The organism is Microcoleus sp. BM001215392 (assembly GCF_036700185.1).
Classification (GTDB): domain Bacteria; phylum Cyanobacteriota; class Cyanobacteriia; order Cyanobacteriales; family Microcoleaceae; genus Microcoleus.
In genome coordinates this window covers 1-14,244 of sequence record NZ_JAUBOJ010000173.1, presented here as the reverse complement: position 1 = coordinate 14,244, position 14,244 = coordinate 1, and the positions used below count along the sequence as shown (strand labels likewise).

11 protein-coding genes are annotated in these 14,244 nt (G+C 45.3%); 5 read left to right on the top strand and 6 right to left on the bottom strand.

The annotated features are described in order from the left end of the window. Window positions 1-59 precede the first annotated feature (59 nt). Both QT974_RS18610 and QT974_RS18605 read right to left on the bottom strand, forming a co-directional pair. A complete protein-coding gene (locus QT974_RS18610; protein ID WP_333469920.1) occupies window positions 60-560 on the bottom strand; it encodes a chemotaxis protein CheW in 501 nt (166 codons plus the stop codon). A gap of 58 nt (window positions 561-618) precedes the next feature. Continuing rightward, window positions 619-816, bottom strand: a complete 198-nt coding sequence (locus tag QT974_RS18605) for a ribbon-helix-helix protein, CopG family (RefSeq protein ID WP_333469919.1) — start codon at window positions 814-816, stop codon at window positions 619-621. 35 nt (window positions 817-851) lie between these two features. Here QT974_RS18605 and QT974_RS18600 point away from each other — a divergent pair, with 35 nt between their 5' ends. Continuing rightward, entirely contained in the window at window positions 852-2,072 is a 1,221-nt protein-coding gene (locus QT974_RS18600; protein ID WP_333469918.1) for an RNA-guided endonuclease InsQ/TnpB family protein, read from the top strand. Between the two features lie 495 nt (window positions 2,073-2,567). Here QT974_RS18600 and QT974_RS18595 read toward each other — a convergent pair whose 3' ends face one another. From QT974_RS18595 to QT974_RS18585, 3 genes are all read right to left on the bottom strand, one after another. Then, entirely contained in the window at window positions 2,568-2,933 is a 366-nt protein-coding gene (locus QT974_RS18595) for a response regulator transcription factor (protein ID WP_333469917.1), read from the bottom strand. A 341-nt stretch (window positions 2,934-3,274) separates the two neighbouring features. Continuing rightward, window positions 3,275-5,656, bottom strand: coding sequence for an amylo-alpha-1,6-glucosidase (locus QT974_RS18590; protein ID WP_333469916.1), 2,382 nt, complete (start codon window positions 5,654-5,656; stop codon window positions 3,275-3,277). A 519-nt stretch (window positions 5,657-6,175) separates the two neighbouring features. Further along, window positions 6,176-7,261, bottom strand: coding sequence for a glycosyltransferase family 4 protein (locus tag QT974_RS18585; protein ID WP_333469915.1), 1,086 nt, complete (start codon window positions 7,259-7,261; stop codon window positions 6,176-6,178). Window positions 7,262-7,817: 556 nt separating this feature from the next. Here QT974_RS18585 and QT974_RS18580 point away from each other — a divergent pair. The 4 genes from QT974_RS18580 to QT974_RS18565 all read left to right on the top strand — a co-directional run bounded on the left by QT974_RS18580 (window position 7,818) and on the right by QT974_RS18565 (window position 12,889). Then, window positions 7,818-9,281 (top strand): EH signature domain-containing protein, encoded by a 1,464-nt coding sequence (locus QT974_RS18580; RefSeq protein WP_333469914.1) that lies wholly within the window; start codon window positions 7,818-7,820, stop codon window positions 9,279-9,281. A gap of 382 nt (window positions 9,282-9,663) precedes the next feature. Continuing rightward, entirely contained in the window at window positions 9,664-10,566 is a 903-nt protein-coding gene (locus tag QT974_RS18575) for a class I SAM-dependent methyltransferase (RefSeq protein ID WP_333469913.1), read from the top strand. A 292-nt stretch (window positions 10,567-10,858) separates the two neighbouring features. Next, window positions 10,859-11,593 (top strand): phosphoadenylyl-sulfate reductase, encoded by a 735-nt coding sequence (locus QT974_RS18570; RefSeq protein WP_333469912.1) that lies wholly within the window; start codon window positions 10,859-10,861, stop codon window positions 11,591-11,593. Between the two features lie 339 nt (window positions 11,594-11,932). Next, on the top strand, window positions 11,933-12,889 hold the full coding sequence (locus tag QT974_RS18565) for a class II fructose-bisphosphate aldolase (RefSeq protein ID WP_333469911.1): 957 nt from the start codon (window positions 11,933-11,935) through the stop codon (window positions 12,887-12,889). A 314-nt stretch (window positions 12,890-13,203) separates the two neighbouring features. On the opposite strand, the gene QT974_RS18560 is transcribed toward QT974_RS18565, so the two are convergent. After that, window positions 13,204-14,040: a Uma2 family endonuclease gene (locus QT974_RS18560; protein WP_333469910.1), complete on the bottom strand. Its 837-nt coding sequence runs from the start codon at window positions 14,038-14,040 to the stop codon at window positions 13,204-13,206. Window positions 14,041-14,244 lie beyond the last annotated feature (204 nt).

The window sequence follows — 14,244 nt, the reverse complement described above, 5'->3', positions numbered from 1 at the left end:
AACTGTCAACTGTCAACTGTCAACTGTCAACTGTCAACTATCAACTGTCAACTGTTTAATTACCAGCGTTCGGAATGGGCGATGGCTTCGACATCGACTATCATGAGCAAACGTCCGTCGGAATTGTACAAACCTTTTAAAAAGGGAGCTAACTCGGGACTGACATCTACCGCCGAGACAGTGCGATCGGGATTTAGAGACAAAACTCCTTCGACGCGGGAGACAGCTAATCCCATCCGCATTTTAGACAATCTCACGTCTCGCGGGTCGGGCGATTCCACCACTAAGATGCGGCTGCTGGGGTGGTGGGTGTCAACTGGCTCAATACCTGCAAACCGTCCGAAGTCTGCTGCTGCTAGGATTTCGCCCCGCAAGTTGGTTAATCCCAGCAAAAATGGTAGGGTGTTGGGAACCGGGGAAATCGGTTGTTCCTTGAGGGAGAGGACTTCCCGCACTGCTTCTAAGTCTACGCCAAAGAGACTCCCTCCTTGACCGAAAAGCAGAAATTGCTGTGTTCCACTTGTGTGAGTCCCTGGCGCTTGGGTAGCAGTTGTTTTCATTGCTGATTTTTTGTTTTTAGCTAATAAGCGAAAGCCCCGCGCTCTAACGGTACTCCGTTTAGGGACGGGATGTAAGCGTATCCTCTTCTGGGGTTCGATGCCCCGTAGATGGACAATAATCTTTGCTTTCAGAGTCAATTTTTAAACTGCGTATTAATTCTCTCAATATCTCAGTCTTGCCTCTGGCTGTGTAAGCACAATAAGCTTCAAGCAATTCAAGCTCTTTTTCGGGAAGTTGAAATGTAATTTTTTTCAAAACATCTTACGGCTAAAATATGGTATAATTATGGCATGATAACAGCCTACAAGTACAAATTACGCCCCAACAAAGCCCAAGCTCATCATTTTGATGAGTGGCTAAATCTGTTGCGCATGCAGTACAACTATAGGCTTGCAGAGCGTTTTAACTGGTATGAGGCTACTCGTTGCCCTATTAATTCATGCTCTCTGGTATCATGTAGCATCGCTCCCATAGTTGAGCAGCCTGATTATTACTGGCAAAAGAAAGATCTACTCAATACTAAAAAGCTATTTCCTGAGTACAAAGAGATTCATTCTCAGGTATTACAGGATTGCATTGCCAGAGTCAAGAAAACTTTTGACCGATACATCAGCGCTGACAAGGCTGGTAAGCGTTCTGGTAAGCCAAGATTTAAGGGTCGTGGCAGATATCACAGTTTTACCTATACTCAGGTACCACAGGACTGCATCAAAAGTAATCGCATCACTCTATCTAAGATTGGTGATGTGAAAATAATTTTGCATCGTCCTATTCCAGATGGTTTCAAAATCAAAACTGCTCAGATCGTCAACAACGCTGACGGCTGGTATGTGGTACTGACATTGCAAGATGTCAGAGTTCCCGCAATCATCCCCGATCTCAATCTCGATCGTGCTGTTGGTATTGATATGGGACTGAAGGATTTCTTGATTACCAGTGATGCTGAAACTATACCTATTCCTCAGTTTGCAAGAAAGGCTGAGATTGATAAAAAACTGCGAAACAAGTCGGTCTCTCGTAAAAAGAAAGGTAGTAATCGCAGACGTAAAGCAGTTAAACGCCTTGCTAAACATCACCAAAAGATAGCAAGGCAACGCAAAGATTTTCATTACAAGTCTGCAAAGCAATTAATCGATAAATATGATGTGATTGGCTTTGAGGATTTGAATGTTAAAGGTTTGGCTAGAACTAGGATGGCAAAATCGATCCTAGATGCTGGTTGGAGTGAATTTCTAGATATTCTGGTTTCCCAGGCTGAAAGTGCTGGCAAATTAGCTATATCTGTGAACCCAAACGGCACTACCCAAAACTGCTCTAATTGCGGTACTCGCGTCCCTAAAACCATCGCTGACAGGTGGCATAGTTGCCATGTCTGCGGGCTAGAGTTGGATAGGGATGTGAATGCTGCAATCAATATCAAAAACATTGCTGTCGGGCGGACAGTGATTAAAGCTCAGCGAGTAACCGAACCGATAGGTGGTGTTGCTGAGAAGCCCTTGTGGTATGCGTAGCATCAGCGTCGGGAGTCGTCACTGTAGCTCAGAAATTAGGATTTGGCTCGCTCAGGAAAGTCGATCGCCTCCGCAAGTTTTTGAGCATCAGTTTTGCAGGATCAAATGGTTAAATAAATTGCGGGTTGAGCAACGGGAATGATTGCTATCATTATAGATACAATTTTTAAGGGATTCATAAACCAAGTTAATTTTAAAAAATAGACTTTCTCGCTATGATGTTTTATAAAAGCTAATGAACAGTTGATATAGCGCTTCTCAAGTGATACTTTTTGACAAATTTTTGCTATAATAAAAGTGTTAGGTTTGTTTAGCAAACTATTTTTTAGGTGCGTCGCTATGAGATTGTCGATCGGGAAGTTGGGAATTTATCGCAGTATCCACACCCGCTCGATTACTGTTGCATGAATTTGAAAAATTGGTATGAATCCGGTCAAATGCGAGGGATTACCAATTACGAATTATCTCACCTAAATGAGAAGACATATATTGTGTTTACGCTGAAAGTAGGCGCTGGACGATGTTGACGAGTTGCTGAGGTTCAAAAGGTTTGCTGACGTAAGCATCGGCACCTAAATCGGTTCCCCAAGCTTGATCGATATCGGTGTTTTTATGAGTACAAAATACTACTGGCAAGTGTGCAGTGGCGCGATCGCCCCGCAATTCTCTGATCACTTCAAATCCGTTCATTCGCGGCATCACTACGTCTAAAACGACGAGATCCGGCGGCAGTTCTCGGATCAGGGCGATCGCTTCTTCGCCGTCGCCAGCCCGGATCACCTGCATTCCGGCATCTTGCAGAATGCGGCAGATGATTTCTAGTTCGCTGGGAACATCGTCCACTACTAAAATTTTTGACATAATTCCACACTTTTTTGCTGTTGACGGCGGACTATTGAGGATTCAGAAGCTACTGGCGCGATGGCTTTCGCCGAGCGAAAGCTACGGCCCTTTAACTTCACCGCACCAACGAATAAATTAATCGACTTCTAAATACAATATAGCCGGTCACATTGCCCAAGGGAAGAAAAAAGAAGGAAGCAGAAACAGGGAAGAAGGAAAAATCAGCTAGAATCAGCCAGAATCAGCCAGAAAGAACAAGTCCGATGAAGTCGGAAGAGAAAAAGCTATCCCTGCCTCCGCGAGTTCCGTGTCGCGAGCCAAGGGAATTGGTAATTACTAATTCCCTTGGTTCGCGACATTTAAGCTTCGATAATTACTCGCAGATTACCGCGCTTTTTCATCACCCGACAAGCGGTGGACGCACCAGAGCGCTCAAATTCTAAATCGAGCAAAGTTGAGCCGATTCTTAAGTTGTTTAGAGACAGTTTATTAATCGATTCTGGTAGAGCCGGATCGATAATTCGCAGTTGGTTGTTAGGGGCATCGGGAACTAAATTTAACATCATTTGCAACAGTTGAAAAATGCTGCCGGTTGCCCAAGCTTGGGGCGAGCAAGCTACAGGATACTGGACGGGGCGATCGCTCTCGCTGTTGCGCTCGTAGCCGCAAAAGAGTTCGGGGGGACGCTCGTAGGGTTGCAGCAATGTCATGTCAAATAAGCCTTGAGCTACTTCTAGAGCTTGTTCGACGCGGCCGAGCGATCGCAATCCCATCGCTGTGAAAGCGTTGTCGTGCGGCCAGACGGAGCCTGTATGGTAGCCGATGGGATTGTAGGCGGGAGATTTTGAGGACAGGGTGCGAATTCCCCAACCGCTAAACATATCTGGGGCTTGCAACCTTTCGGCTACGCTTTGAGCTTTTTCTAGGGACAAAATGCCGAGGTGCAAACAGTGTCCGGGATTGGATGAAATGCTGTCTGCGGGTTTGCCTTCACCGTCTAGTGCTAGGGCGCAATAATCTAAATCTGCGATCCAAAAATCGCGGTTGAATCGGGTTTTTAGGTCTCTTGCTTCTTCTAGCCAGCGATCGCACAAATCGATGCGTTTCTTGATGCGGGCAATCTCTGCTAGCCTGGTTTTTGCCGCGTAAACGTAGGCTTGGACTTCGCAAAGGGCGATCGCTCCTTCTGCGATGACGCCGGAGCGGTTGACGATGCAATCTCCCGAGTCTTTCCAACCTTGATTTGCTAAGCCGCGCTTGGATTTTTTGTAATAGCTGAGGTAGCCTGTTTCGGCGCATTTGCGATCGATCCATTCCATCGCTGCTAAGGCATTCGGCCACAAACGATCTAAAGTTTGGCTATCGTAAGTCCAGGCGTAATATTCAGCGTAAAGCATCAACCACAGAGGCGTAGCATCGACTGTTCCGTAATATGGAGTATGGGGGATTTCGTTACAGCGGGCCATCTCTCCCATGCGAATTTCGTGCAGTATTTTCCCCGGTTCTTCGTCGCGCCAATCGTCGTTAGTTTTGCCTTGATAGTGAGCTAAAGTTGTCAGAGTTTCTCGCGCTAAAGTTGGATCGAGAATTAAGATTTGAGCGGCGGCGATGATAGAGTCGCGACCGAATAATGTCGAAAACCAGGGAACTCCGGCTGAAATTGCTTTGCCTTTGCCAAAGGTTTGCCGTAGGGAATAAATGTCTTGTTCGGCGCGTTTGAGGAGTCGATTAAAGGTATTTTTGTCCGACTTAATTCTGGTAATTTCGCTCAGCCATTCTCGCTCTTCTAAAAGTTCCGCTGCTTTGGCTTGAGTCAAAGTTACGGGAGTGCTGACTTGGGAGATCGATTTGCCGTCGATCAGCATTTTGAGCCGATATCCTAATTTGATTGCTTCGTGGGATTCTAGAGAGATGCGCCACACTGCTGTGTTGCCTTGAAACAGTGCTGGCGGTTGGTTGTAAAACTCGATCCGAGATTCCATGACTAAGCCGTCTAAACCTTGGTAGGCCAGGGTTAAATCTTCAAGAATATGGCAGCAAGGATATGGGGCGATCGCTAGGGAGCCGATCGGGTTTTTTCCTAATTCTTGAATTGCCGCATTTTGCTTTTCTACTGCCAAATTTTCACCGTCGAAGAAGCCGTTAGCATGGGCAGGAAGGGCTTCTTTGTCTGCAATGAAGCCGGGGGACGATTCATCGGTTTTTTGGGGCATCAGGCGCAAGAGTTTCCCGCGTTGGGAGCGGCCGTAACCGCGCACTTCAAATAAGTCTAAGAAATCAGAGTTGAAGCTGAGACTTATTTCAAAGCTGACTGGTTTTGTGGTAAAGTTGGTGATTTCTATTTCTTCAAATAAACCGCCGTTGAGCACCATTTCTCGCCTGATGCCGATGGTTTCTGCCGGGATGCGATCGTCAATCCGGGGGTTGGAGCACAAGACTGTTTGCAGGTACCCTTTTTCGGCGTTGCTGCTGAGCAAAATTGGCGATCGCCCTTCTATTTGCAATTCTAGGCGGCTGAGGAAGCGCGTGTCGTGACAAAACAATCCGAGGCTGGCGACGCTGTTGTCTTCCAAGCAGCCTGAGATGTTGCCGAGGGTGTCGGTAATCAGAAATAAATCGTCGTCTTTGAGGGTGAGTGTTGGTTGAGGTCGATCGGCGATCGCGCAAGGCCACTCGGTTACAGGTGCCTCTGCTGCCGCTACAAATGTTTGTCCTTCTAGTTCATATGTTGTATCGGTCATTGTTACTAAAAGTGGATTCCCAGCTTTCAAAAGTTTAATTTTCGGGAGCTTTTGACTCTTGACTTTTTGAGATTAAATTTTGAGGCGAAGCATCCTGATGTAATGCTTCACTATTGGCATCATACCATTTTTTTTCAACTGATGCCAGCAAATAGTTGACTTCCTAAAATAAATTTAATTTTTATTAAATCTATACTAAAGAGTGAAACAAGAGGAAAAAGCTACGAATAATATCGACCCACTAATCTAGCAGTTTTCAATCAACAAAATAGGGAGCATCTCAGTTTTGCATTTATAGTGCGAACACTAAAATAAAAAATGCTTCTTGCAAAAATGAGATGCTCCCATAAAATACAGTAGTAACACGGCACGGCTGAGAGGTCACTCCAGGTTTGGTAGCAGCTAAAATGACAATTAAACTCAGATAAAAACCGGGCATTTCCTTAAGAAGCCCAGCTTTTAAAATCTTGTACGTAAATTTTAGATCACTCAACCCGCGTTTAATTTGTCCTCGCCCAGCTATCTGCTGTGCAGTTCTAATTCTGTCAAACGATGTGCGTGACCGTTTTGAGAAAATCGCTCTTTTAAAATTTGTTGGTAAACTGCTTCATAGCCATCAACCATGGTTTTAACGCTGAAGCGATCGATCGCGTGTTGGCGGCAAGCGCTGCGATCGAGTTTCCGGGCAGGTTCGATGGCGGCGATACATTCTGCCACGCTTTCGCACAAAAAACCAGTTTTTCCGTGAACAATCACTTCGGGAGTCGAGCCTAATTTCATCGCAATCACGGGCGTTCCCGTTACCATGGACTCAATCATCACTAACCCGAAAGGTTCGCGCCAAGTAATCGGAAATAATGTCGCGACTGCACCGCCCATCAGCACGCTTTTTTGGGCGTGGTTGGCTTCGCCTAAATATTCTATTTGTTCCCCGTCAATGTGCGGCTTGATTTCTTGCTCGAAATATTCGCGATCGACAGTATCAATTTTGCCGGCCATCTTTAAATGCCAACCGGAAGCCTTAGCAATTTCTATGGCTAAATGAGCACCTTTTTCCGGCGAAATGCGACCGAGAAATGCTAAATAAGCAGGATTGTCCGGCTGCGGGTGAAATTCGTAAGTCGCCGGATCGATCCCGTTATAAACTGTGGCGATGTAGTTGAGATTTAATCTATCTTCCCGCTGAGAGTTAGAAATACTTACATAGGGCTGAGTGCGGGCCAAGCTAAACATCTTCTCGTTGTCTGGGGTAAAAATGCCGTGCAGGGTGTGAACTGTGGGCGTTTTTACTAAGTGCGAATAAGACAAGGCTGCGCAGCCTACGTGGGAATGAACGATATCAAATTCTCCGGCTTTTCCATATACTTTGCTCAGTTGCATCATATCGTAAATGCCGTATTCTTTAACGGTGGAATCGAGACGCAACGCTCGGGGATGAACTGATTCTAAATTAGCCGAAGTAATTGAGTCGCCGGAGGCAAATAAGGTGACTTCATGTCCCCTATTTACTAATTCCTCTGTCAGCAGGCTGACCACCAGTTCAATTCCTCCGTAAGCTGGGGGCGGAACTCGCTCGAATAGGGGGGCAATTTGGGCAATTCTCATCACAAACCTTCTAGTTTTATCTACATTAAAATTTGCTACGCGATAGAGGGTTGTTGCGTTAGGTAGTGTTTGCAACTTCTCTTAACTTGCTTTTAACTTGTGAGTTGGTGTCGCGTATAATTAATTTAATAACAATTTACAAATTTAGTCTATGCTACTTGAGAGGGAGATTGTCGGTAGGTCGATCCTGTTCTGCAACCTTTCCTTCGGATCGCTTTCCGTTCGATCGCTTCGCTAACGCTAACGCTAACGCTAACGCACTTTTGTCCTTGTTTTTTGAGTTCACAGGATTACTACGGCACGGACAAGCTAGCTTGACTTCTGCCGAAAGAGAGAATGACGCACAACCCCAGCTAGTTTTCCCGTACCTTCCCTGAATATCGAAAATTGTGTAAAATATTACAATCACAGGAATGACGCGCGGGCGATCGCCAAAACCGGGTTTTTGAATGACGAGCGATCGGACTATCCCGCAATCTTGTTATCAACAAATCCCGTTGATGCCTCCAGAATTTCATAATTTTAGTGCCGCAACTTTATAGGAAATTTTATCAATATGAGCGTTCAGTTTCGCGAAATTCAACTGCCGCAAAATTTCAGCCAGCGACTGCCGAGAAAAATGCAAACTGCTGGCAACTTTGCACCGACAAATAAGCCAAATATTCCCGAAGTAAAAGGGCGAAATTTGCGAGCAATTGCCGAAATTATTGCCGATATCCAGAGCGAGCGAGCCGATAATATTACTCCTCTAGAATGGACTTATTGTCTTTGGGCAAAAGCTGAATGGGACAACAAAAACCCCGATCGCAGCAGAGAAATATCCCAAGCTATTTGGCTGCTAGCGCAGCACAATGCACGCCTGAAACAGCAGTTGCTGTGGCGTTTGGCGCTGCATTACAGCCACCAGTTAGAAAATCCTGTTTCTAGCAATGCTCCCGCCCTCGATCGAGCTTTGGTAGAGTGCTTTGCCGACTTTGCTAATACAGCGACTGGTACCGATGCTCTCCCAGTACAAATCATTAAAATACTGACCCGCGATTTACCGGATTACGAACTAGCAAAACTGAGTTGGCAATATCTAAAAACCCCCGTAGAACTGTTAGGAAAAGCTCAGTTACCCGCAAGTATCCCGGTAGTCGATCGCGCCGGGCCGCACCTTGCCGGAATTTTTGCTAAAAATCAGGTTTGCGATTTGTCGGGCATAGAATGGCTGCTCAGGTGCTTGAAAGAAATGCCACCAGCGCCGCAACTTGCAGCAGTTGAAGAGTTGTTAGTGAAAATTTCGAGCGATATTCTTAAAAATCAACGCCCGAAATTGGTTGAGTGGCTGCGAGACGAATATTATCCGAAGTTGCAGTTACTTTCGCCTCCCGCTCAAGAGTCCCTGAAACGATGGATTGGGCAATTAAATTACAGTTATTTCCAGAAAACAATCGATTTGGTGGCGCGGATGCTGCGGCCCTCAGATGCGGAAATTAAGCAGTTGGAGGAACGCCGGGATTTTTGGGCGAATTATAGCGATCGCCTGCTGCGGGTGCGCTTGCTGTTGCCTCCGTCGTCTGCGAGCGCGATCGGCTACCAGTTGCCGTTTGATGTGGACATCTTACCGGAAGACGGCGCTCTTCCAACGGAAGTTTGCATTTTTCAGTTGGAGGGCTATTGCGCGATCGAGTTTTTCCGGGGTACCGGCGCCGAAATTCGCTTGATTAAGCGCAGCAAAGAGAGCGATCGGCTATTGTTTGTCAAAAAAGAACTGTCCATTAAGCGCATCAGAAAATTAGGCGGCGAAGTGCACGATCGCGTTTTTATGTGGCAAAGTTCTTGCGAAAAGTGGCTGAAACAGAAAAAAATTATGCCCAATCAGGAAACTAAATCTTTTCAGGGAATGTCGCAGTATTACGGCAAATATGATGCTACAAATGGCTTGAGAATGCCGGAACCTCAAGAACAAAAAGAGCGTGAAGTTTTGTTGAAAAAGTGGCAGAAAGAAATGGAAAGTTTGGCAGCAGAGAGCAAATAGTCATTTGCCAATACAATCTAAAGTAACAAAAGTAACAGTTGAATCGGGAGCATCTCAGTTTGGCATTTTTTACAAAAATGAGATGCTCCCGTTGAATTTTAATTAAGCAGACAGGCGTCAAAAAAATATTGTACGGGCGAGGAAGGCAAAGATATATCAAAAGAGCAAGTTTACGACTGCAAAACCTCCCCTCGCCATCGGATATTTGTGTATAGCATTATACTTAAATCTAGCAACAGACTTACGGATTTGCTCGAAGCTCCACCGGGAAAAGAAACTGGGAAAAAGTTAAATAATATTAAGTTACTGCTATTTGCCTCTGCCCAGGTTAATATGTTGAATAATATTGAAATCGCCTGAATAAAATAGGAGTTTAAAAGCTATGACATACGTTGCTTGCAATTTGTGCGGTAGTAATGAATATACTGTTAGATTTGAGCAAGGAGTAGCGCAAGTAAATCAAATTGTCAATTGTAAATCCTGTGGATTGATGTATGCCAACCCCAGAATCAAAGAAGTAGACAATGTATTAATAGAAAACTACGATCCCGACTTTGTATTATCTGCAATAGTCAACCAAGATTCGCAGCGGCTGGAAAAAGAAGCACTGCAAGTAAAAGATTATGAAATAACCCGAAAATTTCTGCGCGAACATTATCCCGAAAGAGGTACGTTAGTAGAAGTCGGCAGTGGCTTGGGGTATTTGTTGAACTACTTTAAGCAAGATGGGTGGAATGTCCTTGGGCTGGAACCCAATGTGGGTATGTGCAGATATGCAGAATCTGAGTTTGGCATCAAAATCATCCCCACCATACTAGAAAAAGCTGGAATCGCAGATCGATCGGCAGATGCTGTATTGATGATGCACGTGATCGAACACGTCTCCGATCCTTGCAGTACATTGAAAGAAGTTTATCGGATCTTGAAGCCGGGGGGAATATTCGTGATGGAAACCCCGCGATACGATACTTTGATGTTCAAATTATTGGGTAAAAGAGAAAGAAGTCTCAGTTGCGACGGACATATTTACTTTTTTACGACTAACACGCTAGAAAAACTGGCAACTAAGGCAGGATTTACAGTCCTTAAAACAGATTATGTCGGGCGATCGCTAACTCTCGATCGGCTATTGTATAATGTGGGCGTGGTCAGCAAAAGTCAGGTCATTAAAGGCTTGCTTAAGGATATGGCGGCTAAACTGCAATTGAATAAAGTTGCGTTATACTTAAACACGCGGGATATGGAACGCATATATTTGAAAAAACCTGAGTCTGATTCAGAATAACCCAATTTAAACTGACAGAAAATATGAGATAGCATCAACTATTTGAGCGTGCTTGTATCTGACATTTCTCCCCGCATCAATCCCTTCGCGCGGGACTTGCGGGGCAAAATTTTGTAGCGATGACGCAGGCTGTCGGCGACACCATTGTCAAGTATCAGGATTTTTGCTCTCGGCGACTGCTGTGTTCAAGCTGTGTTCGGGTCTGGGAGCGAGGTCTGATTCATCTGCAAGAGAGATACGGCGATCGGCTATAATAAAAGGCTAGAAAAAAGAACACCGATCGCGCGAAAACATGGTTGCCACTCAGAATAATCTCAACATAGCCGCCCTGGAAGCAGAATACAGTCAAAAAACACCGCGAGAAATTCTCAAATTTGCCCTAGACAATTTTGACAATATCTCAATTTCTTTCAGCGGTGCCGAAGATGTAGTTCTAATCGATATGGCATCAAAAATTACCAAAAACTTCCGCGTTTTTACCCTAGACACGGGACGGTTGCACTCAGAAACCTATCAGTTTTTAGATGCAGTCAGAAAACATTACGGCATTAAATTAGAAGTAATGTTTCCCGATGCAGCAGAAGTACAAGCCCTAGTAGATGAAAAGGGATTGTTTAGTTTTTATGAAGACGGTCATAAAGAATGCTGCGGCGTGCGCAAAGTCAAGCCGCTGCGCCGCAAACTCAATACTCTCGATGCTTGGATTACCGGTCAGCGCAAAGACCAAAGCCCCAGTACCCGCAACGGTATTCCGGTGATTGAAGTTGACGGTGCTTTTTCAACTCCAGACCATGAATTAATTAAATTCAACCCCTTAGCAAACTGGTCTTCGGCAGAGGTTTGGGATTATATTCGCGCCTTGGAAGTGCCTTACAACAAGTTGCACGAACGGGGTTTTGTCAGCATTGGTTGCGAACCTTGTACGAAACCAGTATTGCCGAACCAACACGAACGCGAAGGTCGTTGGTGGTGGGAAGAATCGACGATGAAAGAGTGCGGTTTGCACGCTGGGAACGCACAAAAATAGTTGACAGTTGACAGTTGACAGTTGACAGTTGATAGTTGATAGTTGACAGTTGACAGTTGACAGTTGATAGTTGATAGTTGATAGTTGACAATTGTTATTTGTTATTTGTTATTTGTTATTTTTGAATATTTCCCAATAATCAGTGATTAATGCCCTGTTGGCCCAATGACTGATGACGGCAGGACTCCTGACTAATAACCAATAACCAATAACCCATAACCCATAACCACTGACCCATAACCACTGACAACTGACAACTGACCCATAACAACTGACAACTGACAACTGACAACTGACAACTGACAACTGACAACTGAAAAGTTTTTAAGTTAGGTACTTATGCTCGCCTCAACTAGCGAATTGCTGAACACTGCCCGGAGAAACGCTTATGCGATCGGCGCTTTTAATGTGTACAATCTCGAAGGAGTAAAAGCCGTCATCGATGCCGCCGAAGCGCTGCAAAGTCCGGCGATGCTGCAACTTCACCCCAGCGCCCTCAAATACGGAAAATCGCCTTTAGTCGCGCTTTGCATGGAAGCAGCGCGCAAGTCCTCCGTGCCGATCGCAGTACACTTAGATCACAGCACCTCAGAAAAAGACATTCACCTCGCCCTCGCCGCCGGTATCAAGTCCATCATGGCTGATGGTTCTCCTTTGTCTTACGAACAAAACTTAATCTTTACTCGCGAAATGACTGAGTTATCCCACGCTAACGGTGCGGTAGTTGAAGCGGAAATCGGCAGAATTAGCGGCACGGAAGACGGTTTGACAATTGAAGAAAAAGCCGCCAAGATGACCGATCCAGTGGAAGCTGTAGAGTTTATTGCAGCAACTAAGGTGGATTTTTTAGCGGTAACAATTGGCAACGTTCACGGTAAATATTTCAGCGAACCTAAACTCGATTTCCCGCGTTTGGCAAAAATCCGGGCTGCTGTTTCGGTGCCGTTGGTATTGCACGGCGCTAGCGGTTTGCCGGAATCAATGATTAATCAATCTATTAAATTAGGTGTATCTAAATTTAATGTAAATACGGAAGTGCGCGATGCTTATATGGAGGTGTTGAAAACGAGCAGTTCTTTGTCAGATCCGGATTTGTTGGAAGTTATGGAAAAGGCAATTGCTGCTATGCGATCGGTCATTTCGGGCAAGTTGCAACTTTTCGGTTCTGCTGGTAAGGCTTATTTGCATCAGTCACCTTATGCGGAAGGATTTACGGCAAATAGTGTCAGCAATAAACAAGAAAACTGGGCGGTTGAAACCGCTGCTATACAAACAAAACCCGCCTTCGCGGGTTGAAGACATAAAAAACCGGGCGGTTGAAACCGCTTCTATACAAACAAAACAAGCCGGACGCCGGTTGAAGACATGGCGGTTACAACTCCGTCTTAATCCCAAGAAAACCGGGCGGTTGAAACCGCTTCTATACAAACAAAACCTGCCTCCGCAGGTTGAAGACATGGCGGTTACAACTACCGTCTTAATCCCAAGTATTTTGGGTTAAACTTACGTTATCTTCTTCAGTCCACGGAGGTGGACTTTGTTTGTGTAGACGCGGTTTCAACCGCCGTCTTTTCTTTGTTTATATAGACGCGGTTTCAACCGCCGTTTTTCTAACCATTTAAAAATCGATCGGGATCTATGCCAGATTCCCGCAGTCGCTGAATTAAAGACTGCAATTGAGATTCCGCTGACTCGGCGCGCTGCCGTTGCTGTTCCGCTTCAGTCAGAATCCAGTTGCCATCTACATCATACCAGCGCAACCACAGGCGATCGACTCCCTGAAACTCCCCTTGCCACAAACCCAAGCCCAAACCTAGATCGGCAATCCATACCCGCGAGTCAGATAATTCTAATTCTTGATAGTGTCCGGCATTCAATGCAAACACTCGCAACCTGTTAGTATAGCGGCTGAAAACGGCATAAACAGGAACCCGCAAAATCTGCTCGTAAACCTCCCATTTACTGGGCGGTTTCTCATTTATTTCAGGCTGTAAAACTTGCCCGTTACCCGCAGCATTCGACCCAGTTGGTATATTTTCGTCATCGATATTTGCGCCTAAATCTTCTTTTTCCGTTCCCGGCGAAAGCAGTTCCACAATTACAAAAGGATTCACGCCTTCCTGCCAAGTAACGTAACTCATCCGCAGTTCCGATCCATCGTACAGTCTCGGAACTCCCACAACTCCAAACCAATCCGGGCGTTTGTGCCACAGAGGGTGCTGCACGTCATAATAAAGGTTCATGTCAGTGCCGCTAAATATCTCAGAAGCCTGATAATTGCGAGGGCGAAACGCCAGGGTTAACAACTGCGGCTGCAAATCGTGAAATTCGTCTGGCAAACCAGGTTCCTCCGGATCTTCGCTAGGTAAATCGTACATTGTCGGCAGCGTTTCTCTGGGCGATCGCGGCGGATCGCTTTGCGGCACTGGATATTTAAAAGGAAACATATAATATTGAGAAATGACTGCATTTATGCTAACATTATTTTAATACTGCTAGGGCGATCGATCGAACCTTCTCAAAGTTTTATTTATCTCATTTCCTCCTCTGTGTCCTCTGCCTGTCTCCGGTTCATTTTGCTCTTAATTCGCGGAACTCATAAATAATTTATTAACCGCCAGTAATTGACTCGAACTTCTGTACTATGCTCA

Bases quoted from the DNA above. Each gene is read 5' to 3' on its own strand.
- QT974_RS18610 (WP_333469920.1), bottom strand. From the start codon at position 560: ATGAAAACAACTGCTACCCAAGCGCCAGGGACTCACACAAGTGGAACA.
- QT974_RS18600 (WP_333469918.1), top strand. From the start codon at position 852: ATGATAACAGCCTACAAGTACAAATTACGCCCCAACAAAGCCCAAGCT.
- QT974_RS18595 (WP_333469917.1), bottom strand. From the start codon at position 2,933: ATGTCAAAAATTTTAGTAGTGGACGATGTTCCCAGCGAACTAGAAATC.
- QT974_RS18590 (WP_333469916.1), bottom strand. From the start codon at position 5,656: ATGACCGATACAACATATGAACTAGAAGGACAAACATTTGTAGCGGCA.
- QT974_RS18585 (WP_333469915.1), bottom strand. From the start codon at position 7,261: ATGAGAATTGCCCAAATTGCCCCCCTATTCGAGCGAGTTCCGCCCCCA.
- QT974_RS18580 (WP_333469914.1), top strand. From the start codon at position 7,818: ATGAGCGTTCAGTTTCGCGAAATTCAACTGCCGCAAAATTTCAGCCAG.
- QT974_RS18575 (WP_333469913.1), top strand. From the start codon at position 9,664: ATGACATACGTTGCTTGCAATTTGTGCGGTAGTAATGAATATACTGTT.
- QT974_RS18570 (WP_333469912.1), top strand. From the start codon at position 10,859: ATGGTTGCCACTCAGAATAATCTCAACATAGCCGCCCTGGAAGCAGAA.
- QT974_RS18565 (WP_333469911.1), top strand. From the start codon at position 11,933: ATGCTCGCCTCAACTAGCGAATTGCTGAACACTGCCCGGAGAAACGCT.
- QT974_RS18560 (WP_333469910.1), bottom strand. From the start codon at position 14,040: ATGTTTCCTTTTAAATATCCAGTGCCGCAAAGCGATCCGCCGCGATCG.